Genomic DNA, 21,098 nt, shown 5'->3' on the forward strand with positions numbered 1-21,098 from the left:
GTTCATATCTAATTTAAGGTTGGTTATTGTTGGTTAACCGTCTAAAATAGGGAATCGTCTCAATTTTCCTCTCTGTGTGTACGCATTTTTGCTCAATGGATAAGTTTGTAAAGTCAGTCAAAATAAGTGTGATTTTCACACTACTCGCTCTTTTATCGAGCGAACTAAACGCATCTCAATATACGGCTGTGTGCGAAAACACCATAACTGTATTCAAGTCTAATCAGCTCATGCCTGATGGAGAAGTGAAGGTATCTTCTGATCGCGCATCGTTGACAACAAATCAAGAAGCGAAATTCGAAGGAAATGTCGAAATTGTATCTGATACCGCTGCCATAACGGCCGATTCAGCCACAGTGCTCAATAATGGCAATCGAGTGATAGCTCAAGGTGACGTAGATTACAAAGATAACTTACTTAACGTAACAAGCACCAGCATCGATGTAGATTCTCTCAATCGAACTTTAGAAATCATTGATACCGAATATCAACTCACTGAGTTTGGTGGGCAAGGCGTCGCTAAGTCAATTGATATAAGTGAAAGTGATGGTGTTGCACTCAATGGTGTCACCTTTACTACCTGCCCACTCACAAACGTTGATTGGCAAATAAAAGCCTCTCAAATTAGCTTCGAAGAAGGCTCAACCGTAGCCGAAGCAAAACATGCGCGATTTTATGTAAAAGACGTGCCTGTATTTTATTTACCTTATTTTGCATATCCAGTGGGAACGGAACGCCAAACAGGTTTACTTTTCCCCAATATATCCAGTTCAAGCCAAACAGGTATTGATATCGAACAGCCTTTTTATTGGAATATTGCGCCGAACTACGATTTAACGCTCACTCCCAGACTAACAACCCTTCGCGGCTTTCAATTAAAAACAGAGTTTCGTTATTTAACTGAGTCGAGCAGAGGCTCGATTAATTTAGATTTTTTGCCTGAAGATGCTGACTTAGAAGACAGAGACAGCCGATATTTCTATCGCTTTTTCCATGAGCAACAACTGTCTAATAAGTGGTTTATTAATGCCGATTTCAACGGTGTAAGCGACAGTAATTATATCATCGACTTAGGTTCAGATTTTTTTAATCGCGCTGACACACATTTATCTCGAACCTTAGGTCTCGATTTTTTAGGAGATAACCTGAACGCAAGTTTCTATTTAAGAGACTTCGACATCATTGCCGAAGATATCACGACCTATCGTGCGTTGCCTGAAATTAAAGTTGAAGGCATCTATCCTCTCGCTCGCTACCTTGAGTTTCAATTTAATTCAGAATTCGCGTATTTTGACAATGCAGCTGAAAGTGAACCTAAAGCTCTGCGTTTACACCTTGCACCTACATTACGACTACCAGTTATACGTCCTTGGGGAGAATTGAGCGCGGAAGCAACCTTGTATAACACAATATATCGCCAAACCGATTTGGAGTTTTCGCCAGAGCTTGAAGAAGACGTAACTCGCACCATAGGCCAAGGCCGACTTTTTGGTACCTTATATTTTGAAAGAAATGGAAGCTGGCTTGGCAAGCATTCGAAAGTAACACTAGAACCTAAGTTCCAATACTTATACACCTCGTTTGAAAGCCAAGATAACATTGGCCTTTATGACTCAACGGTATTATTCACTGATTTTAATGGATTGTTCCGAGGACGAGAATTTACGGGTTTAGACCGAATAAGCGACAACAACCAAGTTACATTAGGTGTGACTTCAAGAATTATCGATTCTTCAAGTAGAGAGAAATTTGTGTTTAGCTTAGGCCAAATTTTTTATTTTGATGACAGTCGAGTTTCCATTTTCCGAGGTGATGACAATCGCTCGGCATTAGCTGGCGAAATCGATTGGCGTATAAATAAACGCTGGTTACTTCACGGTGACACGTTACTTTCTGCAAATTCACAACAGGTAGACAGAAGTAGTGTTACTTTAGGCTATCAAATTAGTGCTCAGAAACTGGTCCAATTGTCACACAGATACGTTAGAAACTTATCCGATGAAACTATTGACCAATTAGGGTTGTCTATAAGCTGGCCATTAGCAAAAAACTGGCAATGGGTAGGACGAGTTTATAGAGATTTAGAATTAAATCGCAGTATTGAAACCTACACAGGTATAGAATATGAGTCTTGTTGTTGGTCATTGCGTGTTGTCGCACAACGCTACTTAACAAACCGCTTTGATACATCCGGCCAGCAAACCCTGAACGAATACGATTCTGGGGTTTCATTTCAATTTTCATTTAAAGGGTTGGGAAGTAAAAAAGCCAGTCGTCAGCTTTTGGAAGACGGAATATTTGGCTATCGCCAGCCCTATAGTTTAAATTAGTCTCAAATAAGAGACAAAACAGTAAAAATAAAAGAGTGTTTATGAAATTCGCAAATCAATTTTTTGTCACATGGTTGGTTGCCACAGGGCTTGCCTTACCAATACACGCCGAAGAAATCACCTTAGACAGCGTCGCTGTTATTGTTGATCAAGGGCTAATTCTAGAATCGGAAATATCAGACTTAGTGGTTGATGTAAAAAAAACAGCCAAAGAGAATAACCAATCATTACCCTCTGAAAAAGCACTCAGAACTCAAGCTATCGAACGACTAATACTGAATAATTTACAGATGCAAGTCGCTGATAGATTTGGTATTCAAATTAGTGACCCACAACTCGACCAAACCATACAAAATATTGCCCAACAGCAAAATGTCACGATTTCGCAAATCCAGCAGCAATTAGCCTCTGAAGGTGTTAGTTACGAGAAATACCGAGAATCAGTAAGGCAAGAAATGATCTTAGGTGAAGTTCGCCGAGCCAGTGTAAGGCGTCGTGTTTATATCACTGAGCAAGAAATTGGAAACCTTGTTGAACTCATAGACGAACAAGGTGCAGAACAAGCGGAATACCGCTTAGGTCATATCTTAGTAGGCCTACCAGCCAACCCTACCGACGAAGATATTACTCAAACAAAAGAAAGAGCCGATAAAGTATTAAGTTTACTGAACTCAGGCTCAGATTTTGCGAGAATTGCAATTGCATCTTCATCAGGTTCAGAAGCATTGGAAGGTGGAGATATGGGTTGGAATAACATTAACTCAATGCCGACACTATTTGCTGACGTTGTAAAAAATCAGCCTAAAGATGCTTTATTCGGACCAATTAGAAGTGGCGCGGGATTTCATATACTCAAAATACTCGACACACGAGGTGTAGAGCGAATTGAAGTTGAAGAAGTCAGAGCTCGTCATATCCTTATTCAGCCATCTATTATATTAAGTGATAACAAAGCCCAATCCATGCTAGCTGAATTTAAAGAGCAAGTCATAGCAGGTGAGGCAGATTTTGCTGAACTAGCAAAAGAATTTTCTGATGACCCTGGCTCAGCTCTCAGAGGTGGCGAGTTAGGTTGGGCTGACCCTACTGTGTACGTGCCTGCCTTTAGAGACGCAATGGCAAGCCTTGAGCCTGGCCAATACAGTGAACCTGTGCGCTCAACTCATGGATGGCATTTAATTCAGTTGGAAGAAAGACGCATGGATGACGCCACAGAAAAACGCAAACAAGACCGTGCTCACCAATTAATTTTCAACAGAAAGTTTGCTGAAGAAACCGAAAACTGGTTAAGAGAAATACGCGACGCAGCTTATATTGAAGTCCTCGCCTCAAGCGGCGTGGACGCAGCACAATAATATGGCTATTCATAAATTAGCAATTACCCCCGGAGAACCTGCGGGTATCGGCCCTGACTTGGTCATAAAGCTTGCACAAAGAAAATGGAATGCGGTCGTTGTTTTATTTGCAGATAAAAACATGATCCTTGAAAGAGCAAAGACCTTAGGCATCGACGTCAAGCTACACGATTATGACGACTGCATCGATAAGCCGTTGCCTATTGGTGAAATGTACATTAAGCATATAGCCTGTACAGGCAGGGTAGAAGCCGGAACATTGAATCCAGATAACGGCCATTATGTAGTTGAAACCTTAAAGCAAGCTTGTGAAGCCAATATTCAAGGTGAATTTGACGCGGTTGTGACCGGTCCTGTTCATAAAGGGATTATTAATAAAGCAGGTATTTCATTTTCAGGTCATACCGAATTTTTTGCATATCAATCCAATACAATGGATGTGGTTATGCTACTTTCTACAGAAGGCTTAAATGTTGCTCTTGCAACAACCCACATCCCTCTCGAATTTGTTTCAAGAGCCATTACCCGAGATCGCTTACATAAAGTCATTCACATCATTAATACCGATTTAAAACTGAAATTTGGTATTGAGAACCCGCATATTTTTGTATGTGGTTTAAATCCTCACGCAGGAGAAGATGGTCATATAGGCAAGGAAGAAATCACAACAATGATCCCTGCTCTTAATGAATTGCGAGAAGAGGGAATAAGGATTACTGGTCCACTCCCTGCTGACAGCATTTTCCAACAGAAATACTTAAATGACGCCGACGTAGTACTAGCTATGTATCACGATCAAGGTTTGCCTGTGCTCAAGTACAAGGGGTTTGGCTCCGCAGTAAATATTACATTAGGCCTTCCTTTTGTTAGAACCTCAGTGGATCACGGTACCGCTATAGATTTAGCCGGCACTGGTGACATTGATGAAGGAAGCTTTGCCGTAGCCATTGAAAAAGCGATTGTATTGGCAGGAAATAAACAATGAATAAAACTCATTTAGGCCATACTGCTCGCAAACGTTTTGGCCAAAACTTTCTTAATGATCCCTTCGTTATTGATAATATCATTAATGCAATAGGCCCAACTTCAGATCAAGCTTTAGTTGAAATTGGGCCAGGCTTAGGCGCTTTAACGGAACCCATGTGCGAACGCGTTGATGCACTCACCGTCGTAGAGCTAGATAGAGATTTAGCCAAACGATTGCGCCATCACCCTTTTCACGGTAAAAAGCTCACTGTTATAGAAAAAGACGCCCTCTCATTTGACTTTGCTGAACTTGCTCGAGAAAGAGGAACCCCACTAAGGGTATTTGGAAACTTACCCTACAACATATCAACGCCGTTAATGTTCCACCTGTTTGCACACAAGGAAAACATTAAAGACATGCACTTTATGTTGCAAAAAGAGGTTGTTCAACGCTTGGCCGCCTCCCCTGGAAGTAAACAATTCGGTAAATTGTCAGTCATGGCACAATATTATTGTCAAGTTATCCCTGTACTTACTGTTCCTCCTGGTGCTTTTATTCCTCCTCCCAAAGTCGAATCCGCAGTCGTGAAGCTAGTGCCTCACGCAACGCCACCGGTTCAAGTAAGCAAAGTAGCAACATTAGAAAAAGTTGCTGCTGCTGCATTTAACCAGCGACGAAAAACCATTCGCAATAGCCTAAGTGCCTTTGCTGATGCTGAAACCCTAGAGTCTCTTGGGATCAAACCTACTTTACGAGCAGAAAATCTAAGCTTAAGCGACTTCGCACGTATTGCAAATTCTGTAAAAGAAGAACAATAGCGATATCAAAACATGGATATCCCTATCGCAATAAGCGTCGTCACACAGTATTTACCCGAACATGAGAACGCCAATAATGGAAAGTTCATGTTCGCTTACCAAATCAGTATTCACAATAAAAGTACAGTGCCTGTGACCCTAATGAATCGATATTGGCTTGTTACCGACGGCAATGGCAAACAAACGGAAGTAAAAGGCCCCGGTGTAATCGGCCAACAACCTAACATTAAACCCAATGCAACATTCACTTATACCAGTGGTGTTGCTTTGGATACTCCGGTTGGCACCATGCAAGGAAAATATGAAATGGCACTGCAAGACCAGACAATGTTTAACACAAACATTGACGTGTTTAGCTTATCTGTGCCTAAATCTATTCACTGAAATTTTCCATTATAAGGCTTATGAAATGTGAATTATGTTGTTGGTGATATACAAGGTTGTTATCAGGGGCTAAAAAAGCTTCTAAAAACCATCAAATTCAATTCAAGCAAAGACACCTTATGGGCTGTGGGTGATTTAGTTGCACGAGGTGATGATTCATTGTCAACTCTACAGTTACTATATGATTTGGAAGATAATTTCAAAACCGTGCTGGGTAACCATGATTTACATTTATTATCCATTATCAACGGTATCAAACCAGCAAAGCCCCAAGACAAGCTAGAATCATTACTAGCAAGCTCAGACATCGAACGATATGCAAATTGGTTAAGACAGTTTCCCCTTGCTACAATGATAGACCAACACAGCTTGTTAGCTCACGCAGGACTTTTTCCTGAATGGTCTTTCAAAAAAGCGATACGCTTATCTGCGGAAATCGAAAGCGAACTGCAAAGTGATCACTATGCAGGTTTTCTTGCAAAAATGTACCAAGACACGCCAGATACATGGAACAACACCAAAAAATCGCAACTGAGGCTCACCTTCGTAGTCAACGCATTAACCCGAATGCGCTACCTAAATACCTATAATCAACTCGATTTCAAAGAAAAGAATTCTCCTCTACAGACAGCATCTAAGTTCATACCTTGGTATGAAATTAACAATACACACCAGCTTCCCGATCAACGTATCATCTTCGGACATTGGGCCAGCTTAAATGGACGCACCAATCACCCTAACAAAATAGCACTTGATACGGGTTACGTTTGGGGCGGACACTTAACTTGCTTATGTTTAGAAACCAAAAAGCTAATTAAAATCAAGGAATAAAAAGTTTACACAGGGTTTACGGTAGATTTTTAGCATCTTGTGCTTTTTGTACTAAAATTGGATCAATCGTCTCTGTAGTAAAGCAATTTTTTGGAGCTTAAATGAATATAACTGTAGCAACTCGCATTATCAGCGGATTTGTTATTATAAGCGTGTTACTAGTAGTAAACAGTATCTTCGCAGTAGTAAATTTAAAAGCAATTAGCTCAAATACCAATCAGGTAAACCAAGTAACTATCCCAGTTCTATCAAAAAGTAACAGTCTAAAAGCGAGCTTTTTAGATATGGGTCGTATTACGTTTGAGGCTTATATAGAAGAGTCAACAGACGGACTAAACGACAAAAAATCCGCCTACCATTCAAGTCAAGGCGTGTTCAAGTCAGATTTAGAAATACTCAAAGGCGTTGCTATGGAAGATGAAGCTCTTCTATCTAAGATCGCCATGATAGAAGAATCGTTTAACAATTACAGTGCAAACGTCGATGAAATGTTGAAGAGTAGAGAAAACTACCTTTCACTTAGACAAACTATTGCATCTGTACTAGAAGAAGTTGAATATGGTGCTGACGATGCCTCTACACTCATTCTCGATTTCTCAGATTTAGACGAAGTTTCAAGTAATCGGGATTTACAAAAAGCGTTGGAAGTTGGTACATCCTTAGAAAACCGTTTGCTAACCTTATTGACTGTATCAGGCGAATACGTAAAAACTCAAACTTTAGCGAGAGCTGAAACTGTAGGAAACGAATTATCATTAGTAGTTAACCAAGTAAAAACGCTGAGAGACGACATGTTGACAGCAGCCGATGGTAATGATGACTCAGGTACTCTAGAGGAAATAGATGAACTCATTAGTTCCGCAATAAATTCTGTTAATACAGAATCAGGAATAACCTCATTGCATGTAAAGCGCTTAATAGAAAGAAACCAAGCTACTGAAGCATTAAAATTATCCGACCAAAATAGTCAACAAGGTATTACTAACTTAGAAGCTCTTCTGTCCTTGGCAGATAAAAACGTCGAGGCGGTGGAAGAAAAGGTCAATAGTAGAGTATCGAAAAGTACTACGGGGTCTATTATTGTTGTACTTATTTCATTAGCACTTGCAGGCGTTATTGGCTATTTCACCGTAATTGCAATAACTCGCCCATTGCGTAGAGTAAACAATTTATTAAACATTGCTTCCTCTGGTGATTTGACTCATAGCTTGGACGACAGTAGTACTGACGAATTTGGCTTATTATCACGTAACTGCAATCGTTTAATTGACAACTTGAAAAGTTTGATTAGCGGTATAAACGAACGAGCAGAGCAACTTGCTTCGGCCTCAGAACAGACATCAGCTGTCACAATACAAACAACTGCATCAATTCAAAATCAAAAGTCGCAAATAGCTCAAGTTGCTACAGCAACAACTGAAATGCATTCTACCGCTCAGGTTGTGACACAAAGTGCTGAAGACACCCTCGCCCAAATTAAAAATGCAGATGGCGAAGCACAAAAAGTCAGGGATATTTCCGTTCAAAACAAGAGCACTATTGAAGTGCTGGCAAAAGACGTACAAGAAGCATCGGATGTCATAAATAAACTACATGAAGACAGCACTAGCATAAGTAGTATTTTGGACGTTATTCGAGGTGTTGCAGATCAAACAAATCTACTCGCTTTAAACGCAGCAATTGAAGCAGCACGAGCAGGTGAGCAAGGACGAGGTTTTGCCGTTGTAGCCGATGAAGTACGAACACTGGCAAGTCGTACTCAACAATCAACGCAAGAAATTAATGCAATGATTGAAGTTCTTCAAGCTGGGGCAGAAAAAGCAGTTGCCGTAATGGAACAAGGTAAAGACCAAACAAACGTCTGCGTAGAGCAGACCGAAAAGGTCACCTCTGCAATTGATTCCATATCTGGCGCAGTGCGTCACGCCTTTGATGTGAGTTCGCAAATAGAGCAATCTGCAAGAGAGCAAAATGTTGTCTCTGAAGAGATCAGTGAAACCTTAGAAACGATTGTAGGTATAGCGGAAGAAACCTCTATTGGTGCACAGCAAACCTCTGACTCTAGTCACGAGGTTGCTCGCCTTGCTGAAGAGCTACAAGGCTCAATACAGAAGTTTAGAGTTTAATTTTTTGCGTCTAAGGTCTCAGATAGACTTTCGAGGGCCTTGGACGCTAAATCAGCTCCATCACAATCTTTAATATCACCTTCACACCAATATATTTCGGATGCTCTAAGGGGTTTCCATTTTTTTGCTTTTTTGCGCACTATCGCTAGCTGAGGCACATTCAACACAGCAGCAATGTGCATAACGGAAGTTTCCACCGTGACAATGAAGTCGCATTGAACCATTAAAGCAGGAAGTGTGTAAAAATCATCTTCAGCGCTAAATATCGATATTTTTTGCTGATCACTTATTTTATTCAGGTTAGGCGCAATTAAGGCCTTAATTCCTACAATAGAAGAAGGCGGCACATTGACGACTATATGTATAGACGGATTTCTCGCGAGTAAACTCACAATCAAATGCGTTAAAGTATCGCCGTTTAAATCTCGCTTATGAGACGTAGATATAGGGTTAATCATTACAAACGGAGAAAAATTGTCCGTCTTCTCATTGCGACACCATTGCTTCACAAAATCAATCGAGTCTTGGGGTAGTGAAATCCCTACTCCGTACTTATCAGACTCTGCGATCTGTAATGGTCCAAAGCAACGCTCATAATAGCGCTTATATTTATCAAAAATATGAGTTGATGAATCATGCAAATTCAACTCAAAACGTCGCTTAACATGACGTAAATAACGTGCACTTTTTATTTTATTTACAAAGCCACTCGGTGAACTTCCCATCAAAATCGCTTTTGATGAAATACTGCGAGCTATATAAGCAAAGCGTTCAATACGTGTAGACGCGAGATAAAAAATAATATCGTAATTACGTCGGCTTGCTCTGCGTACCAGCATATCCCGATCGTTATTCCCAGTAGCAATGGGAAATATAACTTCTGCAATATCTGTTTTAGAAACCCAAGAGGTTAGAGTGCTGCTGCGCTCGCTGTGCCATTTCTTCTTTTTATCTCGGCAATCATCCATCCAAATATCAATTTCTAAATTTGGATATGCTTTTTTCAATGCTTTCAGCAGCGCCCCGTGGTAAACAAAATCACCAAGGGCTAAATGCGACATAAATAACAGGCGCTTCGCAGAACTAAGTTCCTCTTGGCTCAACAAAGTATTCAAAAAATCACCACCTGTAAAAAATTGAAAGACGACTGACTGAGTCGCCTAAAGGTTCTTTGGCATGCATACCTTCTACGCCAAAAATTCCGTATTGTGTTGCATAACTGTAGGCTACAGATACAAAGGCGCCAGTTTCATAGCTTTCATTAACCGTATCATCCAGCTGTATTGCCCGTATACGTACATCAAGCAACTGATTTGCTTTAATGTTCCATAAGCTTCTTAGCGCTAGTGTTCTACCAGATGTTCCTGAACCAGATTCACGAAAGCTAGCAGCGAAGTTGCCAATGATTTGCCCATCATTTGTGTACCCGTCAGGATACAAGTGATGAACATACCAGGCATCTGAAAAGTCTACATACTCTGCGCGAAATGAAATATCTTCAGTAATAAAAGGGAAAAATACACCTAAAGAGGTCGCAACATTACCAAGACTAAAGTTACTGTTGTTTACCGTATCTTCACCCGCATACTCACCATAAACCGAAAATGGTATTCCCCAATTTAAATTCAAACGGGTAGTTACCGAGGCCTGCTGGTTACCGAATTCCAAATTAGGGTCGTCCGATTCGATATCTCCAACGTTATCTCGCCCAGCAGGATCAAAAAATGCACCTATAAAATCTGAAAAAGTAACATCTCTTGCCCCGCCACCAAATTGAAGAGTACGATTAAAACCAACTGTCCAATTATCTAACGGATTAACACTAAGATGAAAGCCACCTAATCGTGGACTCCCCGGAAATAATCCTTCTCCAAGGACAATGCCATCAACAGGCTCCAAAATAGAATAAAATAGTTCATACCTCAGCCCCCATTTTGTTAAAGGAACAGCATTACTTACAGTTAATGATGGTGATGATTTGGCATTAGTGCTAATTAACATCGCGCTATCTTCAAAAGGAGAAAACCAATGTTCTCTGTAGCCAAAATCAACTTGGAACTGACTCCATCCAACTGCGAGATAAGTGTTCTGGTGAGTAATTTTATTATCTTGGGAAAACGTACTACCAACACTGGCTAGAACATTGGGGGTTAAGTAAGCATGAGCACTGGCTGAAAAAGAATAACTTTCATCAACGCCTTGATTTCGTCTATTCGCTAATGCTGAATCCGTATCACTACTAACACTAGCCTCTGCTGACACATTGGTAATTGCCGCACGTTTACCATAACGACTTAGATATCCATTAACTCGATAAGCTAGTGCGGGATAATTTTCTTCTATTTGTTTTACTCTGATAGCTATGTCAGCTGCACGATAAGGCTTAATTACTGGAGTATCTGAAGTGAGCGCCACAACTTGTTCAATATGGTGTTCTATTTCCGGCGCAAGATTAAGCGGAAGATAAGGAGAAACCCCCTTTGCCAACACAAAAGGACTAGATATTAATATAAATACAAAAATTAGTGTTTTCACTTAGTTTGTCCTAGTGTGATTAAAACAACACGTCATGTAAGGTTCTTACAACATCAGAACTTTGTTTATCCTCGACTAAAAAAGCCATATTATGTGGATTAGCGCCAAAACAAATCATACGAACTTCAACAAAATCTAATGCTGCAAACACCTTGCCTGTTAAACCTTTAACACTTTGCATCTGGTTACCAACAATAGTGACCAAATCAAAACCGTGTTCAACGTTCACTTCACACATATCTTCTAGCTCAGCTAACGCCTGGTAATTCAATTTCTCCGCTACAGAGTTAGCCGGGTTATCGAGTGTAAATGATACCGAAATTTCAGAGGTAGTAACTAAATCAACGCTTAACTTATTTTTAGCAATGACTGCAAAAACCTTTTCTAGGAAACCCTGAGCATACATCATTTTCGGTGTTTTAACTGTCACCATAACTTGTTCTTTGCGGCGAGTAATCGCTCTAAAGGCCGGTTCATCATCGCAATCTTTAACTAGCCAAGTCCCACCACTTTTAGGGTCTTTACTAGAACCGACAAAAACGCGGATATTTTGTCTTAATGCTGGTTCCATCGTAGCAGGGTGTAACACTTTTGCACCAAAGGTCGCCATTTCTGCCGCTTCTTCAAAACTTAATTCGGCAATAGGTCTAGCTGCAGAGGTAATACGAGGGTCTGTTGTATAGACGCCATTCACATCAGTCCATATCTCGCAACATTCAGCACCTAAACCTTCAGCGAGCAAAGCTGCGGTAAAATCAGAGCCGCCACGGCCCAGTGTTGTGGTAACACCGTTTTCATCTGAACCAATAAACCCTTGAGTCACGATAACTGCACCGCTAAGTTGCGGGTATAACAACAATTCTGCTTGTTTTTTTATTTGCGCTAAATTGGGTACTGCTTCGCCAAATGTGCTGTCAGTTTTCAGTACATTTCGCACATCAAAGTTCAGTGCTTTTACGCCAAACTCAGATAAACAGGCAGCAACAAGCAGCGACGACATACGTTCACCCAAGGACAATAATTGATCTTTTAATGCGTCGTTATGGTTGATTTCTTCGTGCAGTGCAAGGGAAGAGAGTTCTTCAAGTAAGGCATCTAGCTTAGGCTTAACTATGCTTGGTTGAGATAAGCGATTTAAAATTGCATACTCTTTTTCTTTAATAGTCTCGCAATGCTCGAATATTACGTCCTGTGTATTTGCTTGATGAGCCAAATTCACAAGCAAGTTTGTGACGCCTCCAGCGGCACTTACCACAACCACTCGGGTTTTTTCATTATCCGCTATGACCCGAAGACAATTTTGAATAGCTTCAAAGTTGGCGACACTAGTGCCGCCAAATTTAGCAACATTAATTGATTGATTCATGGGGTCAATTCCTATCATTTATATTCTTGCGCTTCACTTTAATGCTATCGCCTACATTTACACCTTGCTTGGCAAACCAACCTTGATTCATTTCAATGGCATATGAAATAGGCTTAGACGACCTAACAGGAGTAAGATCATGAGGAGTTAAAGGGAAAATATCAGTGATGACACCGTTATCATCTACATAGGCTAAATCTAATGGTATTTGAGTGTTTTTCATCCAAATACTGCCAATACGCGGTACTTCAAAATTAAACAGCATGCCGCAATCGCTACACATACTTTGCCTAAACATTAAGCCTCGTGCTCGTTGGCTTAAGGTTTTTGCATACTCCAATTCGTACTCTGTATCGGCAATTTCTACCACAATACGTTCAAATTCAATGGGCGGAAGTACGGCTTTTACAGAAAGAGACACAGTACACAGAAATACTAAAACAGCGCTTAATATAAACTTCATATAGATTCACAACATAAATTAGTAGAGCAACAGCGATAGAATATACCTAAATGTTAGGAAAAATGCTGCCCTAAGTAGCTTGAAAGTGGGAATACTAGCAAAATTTATCAGCTGCGGCACTTGTCCATTAATAGAATGAATTTTACTAGCATATTCCAACCAATAAAAATCACTTAGCTTTATCAAACTATAACGCCGATTTAGCGACCGTTAATGGGGTACCATAGCCTTTTTTCAGAATGAAAACGCTACCATCACAGGCCACTCGCCCCCCTTACTCGTTCAGATATAAGGGAAAACCGATGTAACCTTAGGAGTTTGTTATTGAACATCTGATGAAGAAATCCTTTAATCAACTCTTTTTTATCAACTCTTTTTTATCAACTAAGGTTTCATACTGAACCTCGCCAACCACAGTTTGGTTGAAAAGTGGGTCAAGTGCAGAGATAAAAAACCAAAAGTACCAATATTCCGGTTTTCACTTGAGTCACATTAAAGGCTCCGCCAGCGTGACGAAATAAGTTACCATGAAGTCCATCGTGAACATGACGCTTATTGCAGGAGCATGAGGTTATGGTTTTGATGCACAACTCTTTTCAAGCTTAATTGGAGGAACTGTATTTGCTAACGTCTAAAAAAATAAGAATAAATCTGAGTATTTGTAGCCAAGATGCCGAGGAATTAAATGCCTTATTAGCAAATGATGAGCGAATAAATATAGTCCAGCTCAGTGACAACCCGGCGGACCTTGATCCCCTTAAAGTAGAAGTACTACTCGCTTCCCCCAACCTTGCTGCGCAATGTGTGAATCAATGTAACCAACTTACATGGTTGCAATCAACGTGGGCTGGAAACGCGCCTCTAACATCCCTTAACAAACGAGATTACACATTAACTGTCGCGGGCGGCATATTTAACACACAAATACGTGAGTATGTATTCACTTACCTTTTAAATCATGTAAGAAAGGTTTTTGAAATAGAACGGCAAAGAGATGATGGCTCAACTTGGCAAGGTGTTTTACCTAATTATTTGTCTGGAAAAACATTAGGGGTACTAGGAACAGGCTCACTTGCACAAGCACTCATTCCAGCCGCTGAAGTGTTTGGATTAAACATGATTGGTTTGTCTCGTTCTGGTAAAAACATAAAAGGTTTCACGCAAGTATTCGCTTTAGAAGACAAATTATTATTGGCAGAACAAGCTGATTTCGTCGTTAGTTTGTTACCTGATACCGCCCAAACAACGCATTTACTAGATAATGAATTTTTCCAAGCAATGAAGTTCGATAGCTTACTTATTAATGCTGGAAGAGGAAATGTTATTGATGAGCAAGCGTTAATAGACAACCTCGCTCGAAACAAGCCATCAAAGGCGGTACTAGATGTATTTGAACAAGAGCCGCTGCCCTCATCTCATCCGTTTTGGCACAGCGATAATATTCACATTACCCATCACACGGCTGCGATTACAAGAGTAGAAGATGTTGTCGATTTATTTTTGAAAAATGTCGACCGCTACATAAACGGTCAACCACTGTATTGCCAGTTAGATTGGAATAAAGGCTATTAAATAAAAGCTATTAAACGCTGAAACTAGAGCCGCATCCACAGGTGGTTGTGGCATTTGGGTTGTTAACTAAAAAACGAGCACCATCTAGGTTGTCAATGTAATCCACTTCGCCACCAACAAGGTATTGCAAACTCATTGGGTCAACAACTAAAGTAACTTCATTTTTATTAATCGTTAAGTCACCATCATTGACTTTCTCATCGAAAGTAAACCCATATTGAAAGCCACTGCAGCCGCCTCCGGTTACATAGACTCTCAATTTTAATTCAGGGTTTTCTTCTTCAATCACCAACTCTCTTACTTTCTCGGCGGCCGTGTCTGAAAACTCAATAGGTAACGCGGTTTCTACAGTCATAACAATCTCTATTTTAATTACATCCCTAGTATCTAATACCCCAGTAATTCAATCAAGTATTAACCATACTAACTTTTGAAGCTTTATCATGTTTAAACTACGCGTAACTTGTGTAAAACCTATACGACAGCGATAAACTGCTTCAAAATTTAGCTAAGAGTGATTGATTACGCTGCAATGACTGGTTACAGTCTATTTAGAATTTTTCCCTATTATTTGGAGTTCCAATGACAATAAAACTTTATGAATTAACCGGTAAAGACGAAGATATCATGTTCGGCCCGTTTTGCTGGCGTTCTCGTATGTCAGTTTTACACAAAGGGCTCGATTTTGAGCTTGTTCCTTGGTATTTCACAGATAAAAGCGGTACCGAAGATGCAGGGTTCACCACAGTCCCGACGATAAATGACAACGGCGTTTGGAAAAGCGACAGTCTTGAAATTGCTCAGTATCTAGATGAAGCCTACCCAGACAAGCCAGCACTTATCAATGGCGAAGCTGAACTAGCACAATTTCAATTAGTTAATGCCGTTATTAATTCTAACGTATTCGCAGCAGCAGTACCTGCTGCCGTCATGCAAGTTTACAACTTACTAAGAGAAGAATGCCAAACCTATTTCCGACAAACTCGTGAAGAAGCATTGGGTAAAACATTGGAAGAAATACATGGAGAGCCTGAAGAAGCAAAAGCAAATTTAGCGCAATCTCTCTCTATTTTTGACGCCACCTTTGAAAATACCCCATACCTTGGCGGTAACAAACCAAACTACTCAGATTACACCTTGTTTGGCGTATTAAAGTGGATTGATATTGTAAGTACCTACGACCCAATTTCTCACGACACGCCGACAGGCCAATGGTTTGACCGCATTTCTAACTTATACGACGGTTATGCTGCTAAAGTAAAAACCGTACGTAGCTAATGACCAGTATTTAAAGGCCTCACAGAGGCCAATCAATTTCAATGTTAAGCGTGTCTTTGACACGCTTATATTGCATAACCTGAGAAGAAAAACTCAACTTAACTGGCACTCGTTCATCAGGTAGCTCAAAGGAAATGGTAGGCTGTTGAAAGAACTTAAATCTATACGGAACGGCATCTAGTTCAACCAATTCTTCGCTATTTTCATATTTCGCAGAGATGTTCAAATCACCGGAAATAACCATTTTTTGTAATCTTGGTTGTAAAAGCACGATCTCTAACTCATAGAGTCTGGTTTCTTTACTCTTTAAAATCAATGAGACAAATTCAACCGAAAGTAAATCACCTGAGAGCTCAGGCGCCATCACATGCTGAAACAAAGATACATCTTGGTTACAGGCTAATAGTTGATTAGACTTCTTAGTCAGTTCGTCTGCATGTAGTTGCTGCTGTGATTCACAAACCAGTAGCTGAGCATGATCTCGGTTTAATTGTTGTACCAAGTTGTGGTTGTCTTGGTTCAGATTTACAATTGTAAGTGCTTGTGCATCTATTGTATGGATCAGCTGATCTTGGTAATAAGAGGCCATTGTGTAACCTAACCAAAGTGCTGCAATTAAACAAAGAAATACAGTTAATTTTCTGTAGCGCTTAATACGAATAATACGTTTTAATTTCAAATTTCCCATAACTAAACCTTTCGCACTAACCACTATTTTTGCTATTGTGCCTATAGCTTAAGGATTTTACATACGTGTCTCAAGCTTTGACCTTTATTCAACAACTTCGATGTGCCCTTGCTCAACCCAAAACCAGTGTGCACCTTTGCGCTCTGGGGATTATTGGTGGCGTTTTCGCAGCATCTATCATTATATTGTTCCGCATCGGAATTGAAATTATTCAAATATATATATTCGAGGCACCTAATGCATATCCCAATGCGCATTGGTCTGTACGCATGATTGCGCCTTTTTTTGCTGTCACAGGTATTTTACTCGTCGCCTTTCTTACTGGCTTCAAGCACTACCGCTTAGGTATTCCTTTTGTTATTCATAGAATAAAAGCTCATTTTGGCGTTATGCCGCTACGCACGACTATCAATCAATTTTTTGGCGGTATGTTAGCCTTAGCAAGCGGCTTTGTTGTGGGCAGAGAAGGCCCTTCAGTCCATTTAGGTGCTGCAAGCAGTAGCTTTATGGGACAAGCCTTGAAATTACCCTACAACAGCATAAGAATACTTACAGGCTGCGGTATTGCAGCGGGTATATCAGCGTCATTTAATACTCCTTTGGCTGCTATCGTTTTTGTTATGGAAGTCGTATTACGAGAATATCGAATTCATCTGTTTGTTCCGGTCATGCTTGCCGCGGCCTGTGGTTCGGTTATGACAAGAGCTGTGTTTGGCGTATCCACTGAATTGCAATTGTTTAGTTATACCCATATTAATCAATGGATGTTTTTGTACCTCATACTAGTAGGTATAGGCTTAGGTGCGTTAGCAACTCTTTTCAATCGCCAACTCATGTTCATTATGACTCTATTCCGCCCGGTGAATATGGTATGGCGGTTAGCCATAGCGGCTGCAGTTACGTCAATAGCGGGGGTTATTTTGCCTCAAGCCCTAGGTGCCAACTTTGAATCTATTAGCCATTTATTTAATGACAATCCAGAAACTCAGTTTATAGCGCTCATCTTGGTGTTCAAGATGACATTGGCTATTGTCGCAATTGGTTTAGGGATACCGGGCGGTATTATTGGTCCTGTCATGGTGATTGGCATGTTAGCTGGCGTTCTTTTTCTTGTACCATTAAGTTATTTTATTGACACGAATGAATTTAGAGGAAGCTTCGCACTTTTAGGTTTAGCGGGCATGCTCGCTGCGGTGTTACATGCCCCTCTTGCTGCATTAACTGCAGTAATGGAATTAGCTTATAGCCCTGAAGTCATATTACCTGCCATTTTAGTTATTGTGCCGGCATACGTAACCTCAACCCAATTTTTCAAAAATAGATCTGTTTTTTTACAACAGTTGGATTATCAAAAATTACCTTATGCCGTTAATCCAGTTAGAGAAACATTAGAAAAGATTGGCGTTCTCGCAGCGCTGGAAACCGATTTCAAGTTGTTTCATGATGCCCCTCAAGGAGCAATAGAAAAGTATCATCAATCACACCCTACCTGTTTAATCGTACAAAAATATGCATTTGAACTCGATATCAGCTTTAAATTTGTGATGTGTAAAACACAATACAATAGCGGCACTGTGTCTGTACACAATTTGGATTTGGAAGGGGTTAACGCACAGGCTACATTGGCCGAAGTTTATGACAATTTGAAACGAGACAGGCGAGGGGCTGTTTACATATACGGTGACGATCCAAATAAAATAATAGGCCTTGTCACCTGGAATCAGGTACAACAATACCTACAACAAACCTACATTTAAATAAATAGATAGTGAGTACCCATTATGATTTTGTGGATTAAAGGCCTACACATTTTTTTTATGCTAGCTTGGATGGCTGGCCTATTTTATTTACCACGCCTATTTGTTTATCACGCAAGTACGGATATTCAGGCAGTAAAGGACGCATATAAAGTAATGGAACGTAGGCTTTGGCTGTTTGTTACTCCCTTTGCACTACTAACCTTAGTTTTTGGCGTAGCACTTATTGCTAGCTATGGCTCAGCCTGGTTTAGGATATCCGGCTGGCTGCATGTGAAAATGACCTTACTTATCTTTGTGTATGCCTATCATTTTTACTTGTTTGTTTTATACAAAAAGTTTGAAAAAGATGAAAATCAACACAGCAGTCGATTTTATCGTTTTCTTAATGAAGCCCCCGTCATCATTATACTCGCTGTTGTATTGTTAGCGGTCGCAAAACCATTTTAAATAAACTGCTGGTTATTTACACAAAGCAACTGTTATATTATAACCACTAATTTTTCAGTGAAGTTTTTTGTTCAATGCCACGGAGTAAACATGGATGTTAGTAACGAACACTTAAAAGCCTTATTAGAACAAACTGACAGAGCATTTAAAGAACTGCTGAGAGACCCCGATTCGCTAATTTTAAATGACAAGTATGAAGATGCTAAAAAAGAGCTTAATAGCTATGTTTTAAGTGTGAGAAAACATTTAAGGTAATAAGCGAACCATAAGCACTAAGATTGAAACGGTTTGGGTATTTCGTTGTACATCTCAAATTGTCCTGGCAAACTTGCCGCCAACTCTCCAGCTAAATTGACGTAGTCTTTTAGTAGTGGCTCGAGTTGTTTTGCTAAAATAGGTAAGTTTTCAGTTAGCGCCTTTTGCTTTTTGTCATCAAGGCCAGACATAGCAAGTTCAGTATCTGCAAGCACACTAAAACACTTTAAACACCGGGTTAAACGAGATTCAGCCTCGTTTAAGTCAGCTTTTTGCCAAGCATTAAACCACACTTCCTCCAACTGACTATGAGCGAATAATACTCCCTGTAACCATTGTTGCAACGTTATGCGTTCTGCTTCACTCTCTGACCAAATGCACGCTTCAGGCAAAAAACGCTGCTCATCTTTTATTATCCTTAACTGCCATTGAAGTTGAGATACCAGCCCATCGGCTAATTTATTTACATCAGACGCAGCCAAAGGCTTTTGTTGTTTAGTTCCTTTTAATACCCACGGCATCCATGTTTCAGGCATGGGTATTTCAGGTGCAGCACTCACCCCAAAGACAATGCCACTAACAAACCCTATTGAATGAATATGGGCTTCCAATTTAGGTAATTTCATTAAAATTAATAATGTGTCACAAATCATATTTGAATAAATCTTATTTTTCCTTCAGCATGATAACTCTACTAATCATTGTCAACGGAACTCTATGAAAAACAAAAGTGGATTTATTATTGCTGCAGCTTTTATTGGACCGGGTACAGTAACAACAGCCAGTATCGCTGGGGCCTCAGAAGGGTTGCACCTTGCTTGGGCATTAATCTTCTCTGTAATCGCAACCTATGCTCTTCAAGATATGGTGATCCGCATTAGCGCAATTACCAAGCTTCCGCTAAGTGAAAATATATTATCGGTGTTTTCTAATCAGAATGTGAAAAAAGCAATCGCTGCACTCATTTTCCTTGCTATAGGTGTAGGTAATACTGCTTATCAATCCGGTAACTTAACCGGAGCGTCCATAGGGTTACTCAGTGCAGTAGATATAAATATGCCCTACTGGCCAATCGTTATTGGCGTGGCTGCAGCGTTACTCATTATATCGGGTTCATACAAATTGATAGAACGCAGTTTAGTCATACTCGTTGGCATCATGTCTATTGTTTTTGTTGTCACATTAGTTGCCATGCAACCTAATATGCTCGATTTAATCAAGCAAATTGCAACGCCATCTTTCGATAAATCCACATTGAGTTTGGCCTTAGCGTTAATAGGTACAACAGTGGTTCCTTACAACTTATTTCTGCACGCCAGTTTAGTTGTTCAAACCGCTCGAGATGTTCCTATGAAACAACACGTTCAAGCGTTACGTAATGACAGCGCTATAGCAATTGGTGTTGGCGGCTTTATAAGTTTGGTTATTATGACAACTGCGACAGTGGCATTTTTTAACACTCAAACTCAGTTGGATGTCGCAAATATGAGTGCACAATTCAAACCTATATTGGGTGAATATGCAGGATTATTTTTTGGCTTAGGTTTATTTGCTGCAGGCGTCACTAGCGCAGTTACGGCTCCTTTAGCTGCAAGTTATGCAATAACAAGTTTGATGCAATGGGATAACACGCCCAAAGGTAAAGCTTTCCAGCGTATTTCATTGAGTATTATTGCAATAGGTGTTTTGTTTGCGACGCTTGCAACTAGCCCCTTGTCTCTTATTGTTATAGCCCAAGCTACAAATGCATTCTTACTGCCCTTTGTTGTGTTTATTTTACTATTGGTTATGGCTCGCCACCCTCGATTATCTCATTACAGGAACTCAAAAGTGTTCCATATATTGGGCGTACTCATATTGGCGGTGTTGCTTTATCTCAGTGGTATTAAGCTACTAGGGTTAGTAGCTTAATCGCAACTAGAA

General features: G+C 40.2%; 20 protein-coding genes. 13 read left to right on the top strand and 7 right to left on the bottom strand.

The features are described 5' to 3' along the window. Positions 1–95 precede the first annotated feature (95 nt). The 7 genes from lptD (at position 96) to J3L16_RS01360 (ending at position 8,811) form a co-directional block, all read left to right on the top strand. Complete coding sequence (lptD, locus tag J3L16_RS01330) at positions 96–2,330, top strand: LPS assembly protein LptD (protein WP_207611063.1); 2,235 nt, start codon at positions 96–98, stop codon at positions 2,328–2,330. Positions 2,331–2,371: 41 nt separating this feature from the next. Continuing rightward, a complete protein-coding gene (gene surA / locus J3L16_RS01335; RefSeq protein ID WP_207611064.1) occupies positions 2,372–3,685 on the top strand; it encodes a peptidylprolyl isomerase SurA in 1,314 nt (437 codons plus the stop codon). A gap of 1 nt (position 3,686) precedes the next feature. Beyond that, entirely contained in the window at positions 3,687–4,670 is a 984-nt protein-coding gene (gene pdxA, locus J3L16_RS01340; RefSeq protein ID WP_207611065.1) for a 4-hydroxythreonine-4-phosphate dehydrogenase PdxA, read from the top strand. Then, on the top strand, positions 4,667–5,470 hold the full coding sequence (gene rsmA / locus J3L16_RS01345; RefSeq protein WP_207611066.1) for a 16S rRNA (adenine(1518)-N(6)/adenine(1519)-N(6))-dimethyltransferase RsmA: 804 nt from the start codon (positions 4,667–4,669) through the stop codon (positions 5,468–5,470). The genes pdxA and rsmA overlap by 4 nt, the downstream gene beginning before the upstream one ends. Positions 5,471–5,482: 12 nt before the next feature. Beyond that, positions 5,483–5,854, top strand: a complete 372-nt coding sequence (gene apaG / locus J3L16_RS01350; protein WP_207611067.1) for a Co2+/Mg2+ efflux protein ApaG — start codon at positions 5,483–5,485, stop codon at positions 5,852–5,854. A 27-nt stretch (positions 5,855–5,881) separates the two neighbouring features. After that, positions 5,882–6,685, top strand: a complete 804-nt coding sequence (locus J3L16_RS01355) for a symmetrical bis(5'-nucleosyl)-tetraphosphatase (protein WP_207611068.1) — start codon at positions 5,882–5,884, stop codon at positions 6,683–6,685. A 101-nt stretch (positions 6,686–6,786) separates the two neighbouring features. Beyond that, entirely contained in the window at positions 6,787–8,811 is a 2,025-nt protein-coding gene (locus tag J3L16_RS01360) for a methyl-accepting chemotaxis protein (RefSeq protein WP_207611069.1), read from the top strand. Here J3L16_RS01360 and J3L16_RS01365 read toward each other — a convergent pair. The 4 genes from J3L16_RS01365 to J3L16_RS01380 are packed head-to-tail and all read right to left on the bottom strand — an operon-like array spanning position 8,808 to position 13,175. After that, entirely contained in the window at positions 8,808–9,926 is a 1,119-nt protein-coding gene (locus tag J3L16_RS01365) for a glycosyltransferase family 9 protein (RefSeq protein WP_207611070.1), read from the bottom strand. The two genes, J3L16_RS01360 and J3L16_RS01365, sit on opposite strands and share 4 nt — an antisense overlap. 4 nt (positions 9,927–9,930) lie before the next feature. Next, on the bottom strand, positions 9,931–11,346 hold the full coding sequence (locus tag J3L16_RS01370) for a capsule assembly Wzi family protein (RefSeq protein WP_207611071.1): 1,416 nt from the start codon (positions 11,344–11,346) through the stop codon (positions 9,931–9,933). A gap of 19 nt (positions 11,347–11,365) precedes the next feature. Next, complete coding sequence (gene lysC / locus J3L16_RS01375; RefSeq protein ID WP_207611072.1) at positions 11,366–12,712, bottom strand: lysine-sensitive aspartokinase 3; 1,347 nt, start codon at positions 12,710–12,712, stop codon at positions 11,366–11,368. Positions 12,713–12,716: 4 nt separating this feature from the next. After that, entirely contained in the window at positions 12,717–13,175 is a 459-nt protein-coding gene (locus J3L16_RS01380; protein ID WP_207611073.1) for a DUF192 domain-containing protein, read from the bottom strand. A gap of 621 nt (positions 13,176–13,796) precedes the next feature. Between J3L16_RS01380 and J3L16_RS01385 the strand changes: the two genes are divergently transcribed. Further along, the gene (locus tag J3L16_RS01385; RefSeq protein ID WP_207611074.1) at positions 13,797–14,747 is read left to right on the top strand and encodes a D-2-hydroxyacid dehydrogenase; all 951 of its coding nucleotides are present in this window, start codon (positions 13,797–13,799) and stop codon (positions 14,745–14,747) included. Between the two features lie 10 nt (positions 14,748–14,757). Here the strand turns inward: J3L16_RS01385 and erpA are convergent, their stop codons facing one another. Beyond that, positions 14,758–15,102: an iron-sulfur cluster insertion protein ErpA gene (erpA, locus tag J3L16_RS01390; protein ID WP_207611075.1), complete on the bottom strand. Its 345-nt coding sequence runs from the start codon at positions 15,100–15,102 to the stop codon at positions 14,758–14,760. Positions 15,103–15,329: 227 nt separating this feature from the next. Between erpA and J3L16_RS01395 the strand changes: the two genes are divergently transcribed. Then, complete coding sequence (locus J3L16_RS01395; protein WP_207611076.1) at positions 15,330–16,025, top strand: glutathione S-transferase N-terminal domain-containing protein; 696 nt, start codon at positions 15,330–15,332, stop codon at positions 16,023–16,025. 19 nt (positions 16,026–16,044) lie between these two features. Here the strand turns inward: J3L16_RS01395 and J3L16_RS01400 are convergent, their stop codons facing one another. Beyond that, complete coding sequence (locus J3L16_RS01400; protein WP_207611077.1) at positions 16,045–16,713, bottom strand: DUF6776 family protein; 669 nt, start codon at positions 16,711–16,713, stop codon at positions 16,045–16,047. Between the two features lie 86 nt (positions 16,714–16,799). On the opposite strand from J3L16_RS01400, the gene J3L16_RS01405 reads away from it, so the two are divergent. From J3L16_RS01405 to J3L16_RS01415, 3 genes are all read left to right on the top strand, one after another. Next, positions 16,800–18,470 carry a chloride channel protein gene (locus J3L16_RS01405; RefSeq protein ID WP_347564629.1) on the top strand — a complete coding sequence of 557 codons (1,671 nt, stop codon included), beginning with the start codon at positions 16,800–16,802 and terminating at the stop codon, positions 18,468–18,470. A 21-nt stretch (positions 18,471–18,491) separates the two neighbouring features. Continuing rightward, positions 18,492–18,920 carry a CopD family protein gene (locus tag J3L16_RS01410; protein WP_207611223.1) on the top strand — a complete coding sequence of 143 codons (429 nt, stop codon included), beginning with the start codon at positions 18,492–18,494 and terminating at the stop codon, positions 18,918–18,920. Positions 18,921–19,010: 90 nt separating this feature from the next. After that, the gene (locus J3L16_RS01415; RefSeq protein WP_207611078.1) at positions 19,011–19,175 is read left to right on the top strand and encodes a hypothetical protein; all 165 of its coding nucleotides are present in this window, start codon (positions 19,011–19,013) and stop codon (positions 19,173–19,175) included. 17 nt (positions 19,176–19,192) lie between these two features. Here J3L16_RS01415 and J3L16_RS01420 read toward each other — a convergent pair whose 3' ends face one another. Further along, positions 19,193–19,801, bottom strand: coding sequence for a UPF0149 family protein (locus tag J3L16_RS01420; protein ID WP_207611079.1), 609 nt, complete (start codon positions 19,799–19,801; stop codon positions 19,193–19,195). A 91-nt stretch (positions 19,802–19,892) separates the two neighbouring features. Between J3L16_RS01420 and J3L16_RS01425 the strand changes: the two genes are divergently transcribed. After that, positions 19,893–21,086: an Nramp family divalent metal transporter gene (locus J3L16_RS01425; protein ID WP_207611080.1), complete on the top strand. Its 1,194-nt coding sequence runs from the start codon at positions 19,893–19,895 to the stop codon at positions 21,084–21,086. Positions 21,087–21,098: the final 12 nt, after the last annotated feature.

It is taken from the genome of Alteromonas sp. 5E99-2 (assembly GCF_017368475.1).
In the GTDB taxonomy this organism is placed as follows: Bacteria; Pseudomonadota; Gammaproteobacteria; order Enterobacterales; family Alteromonadaceae; genus Alteromonas_F.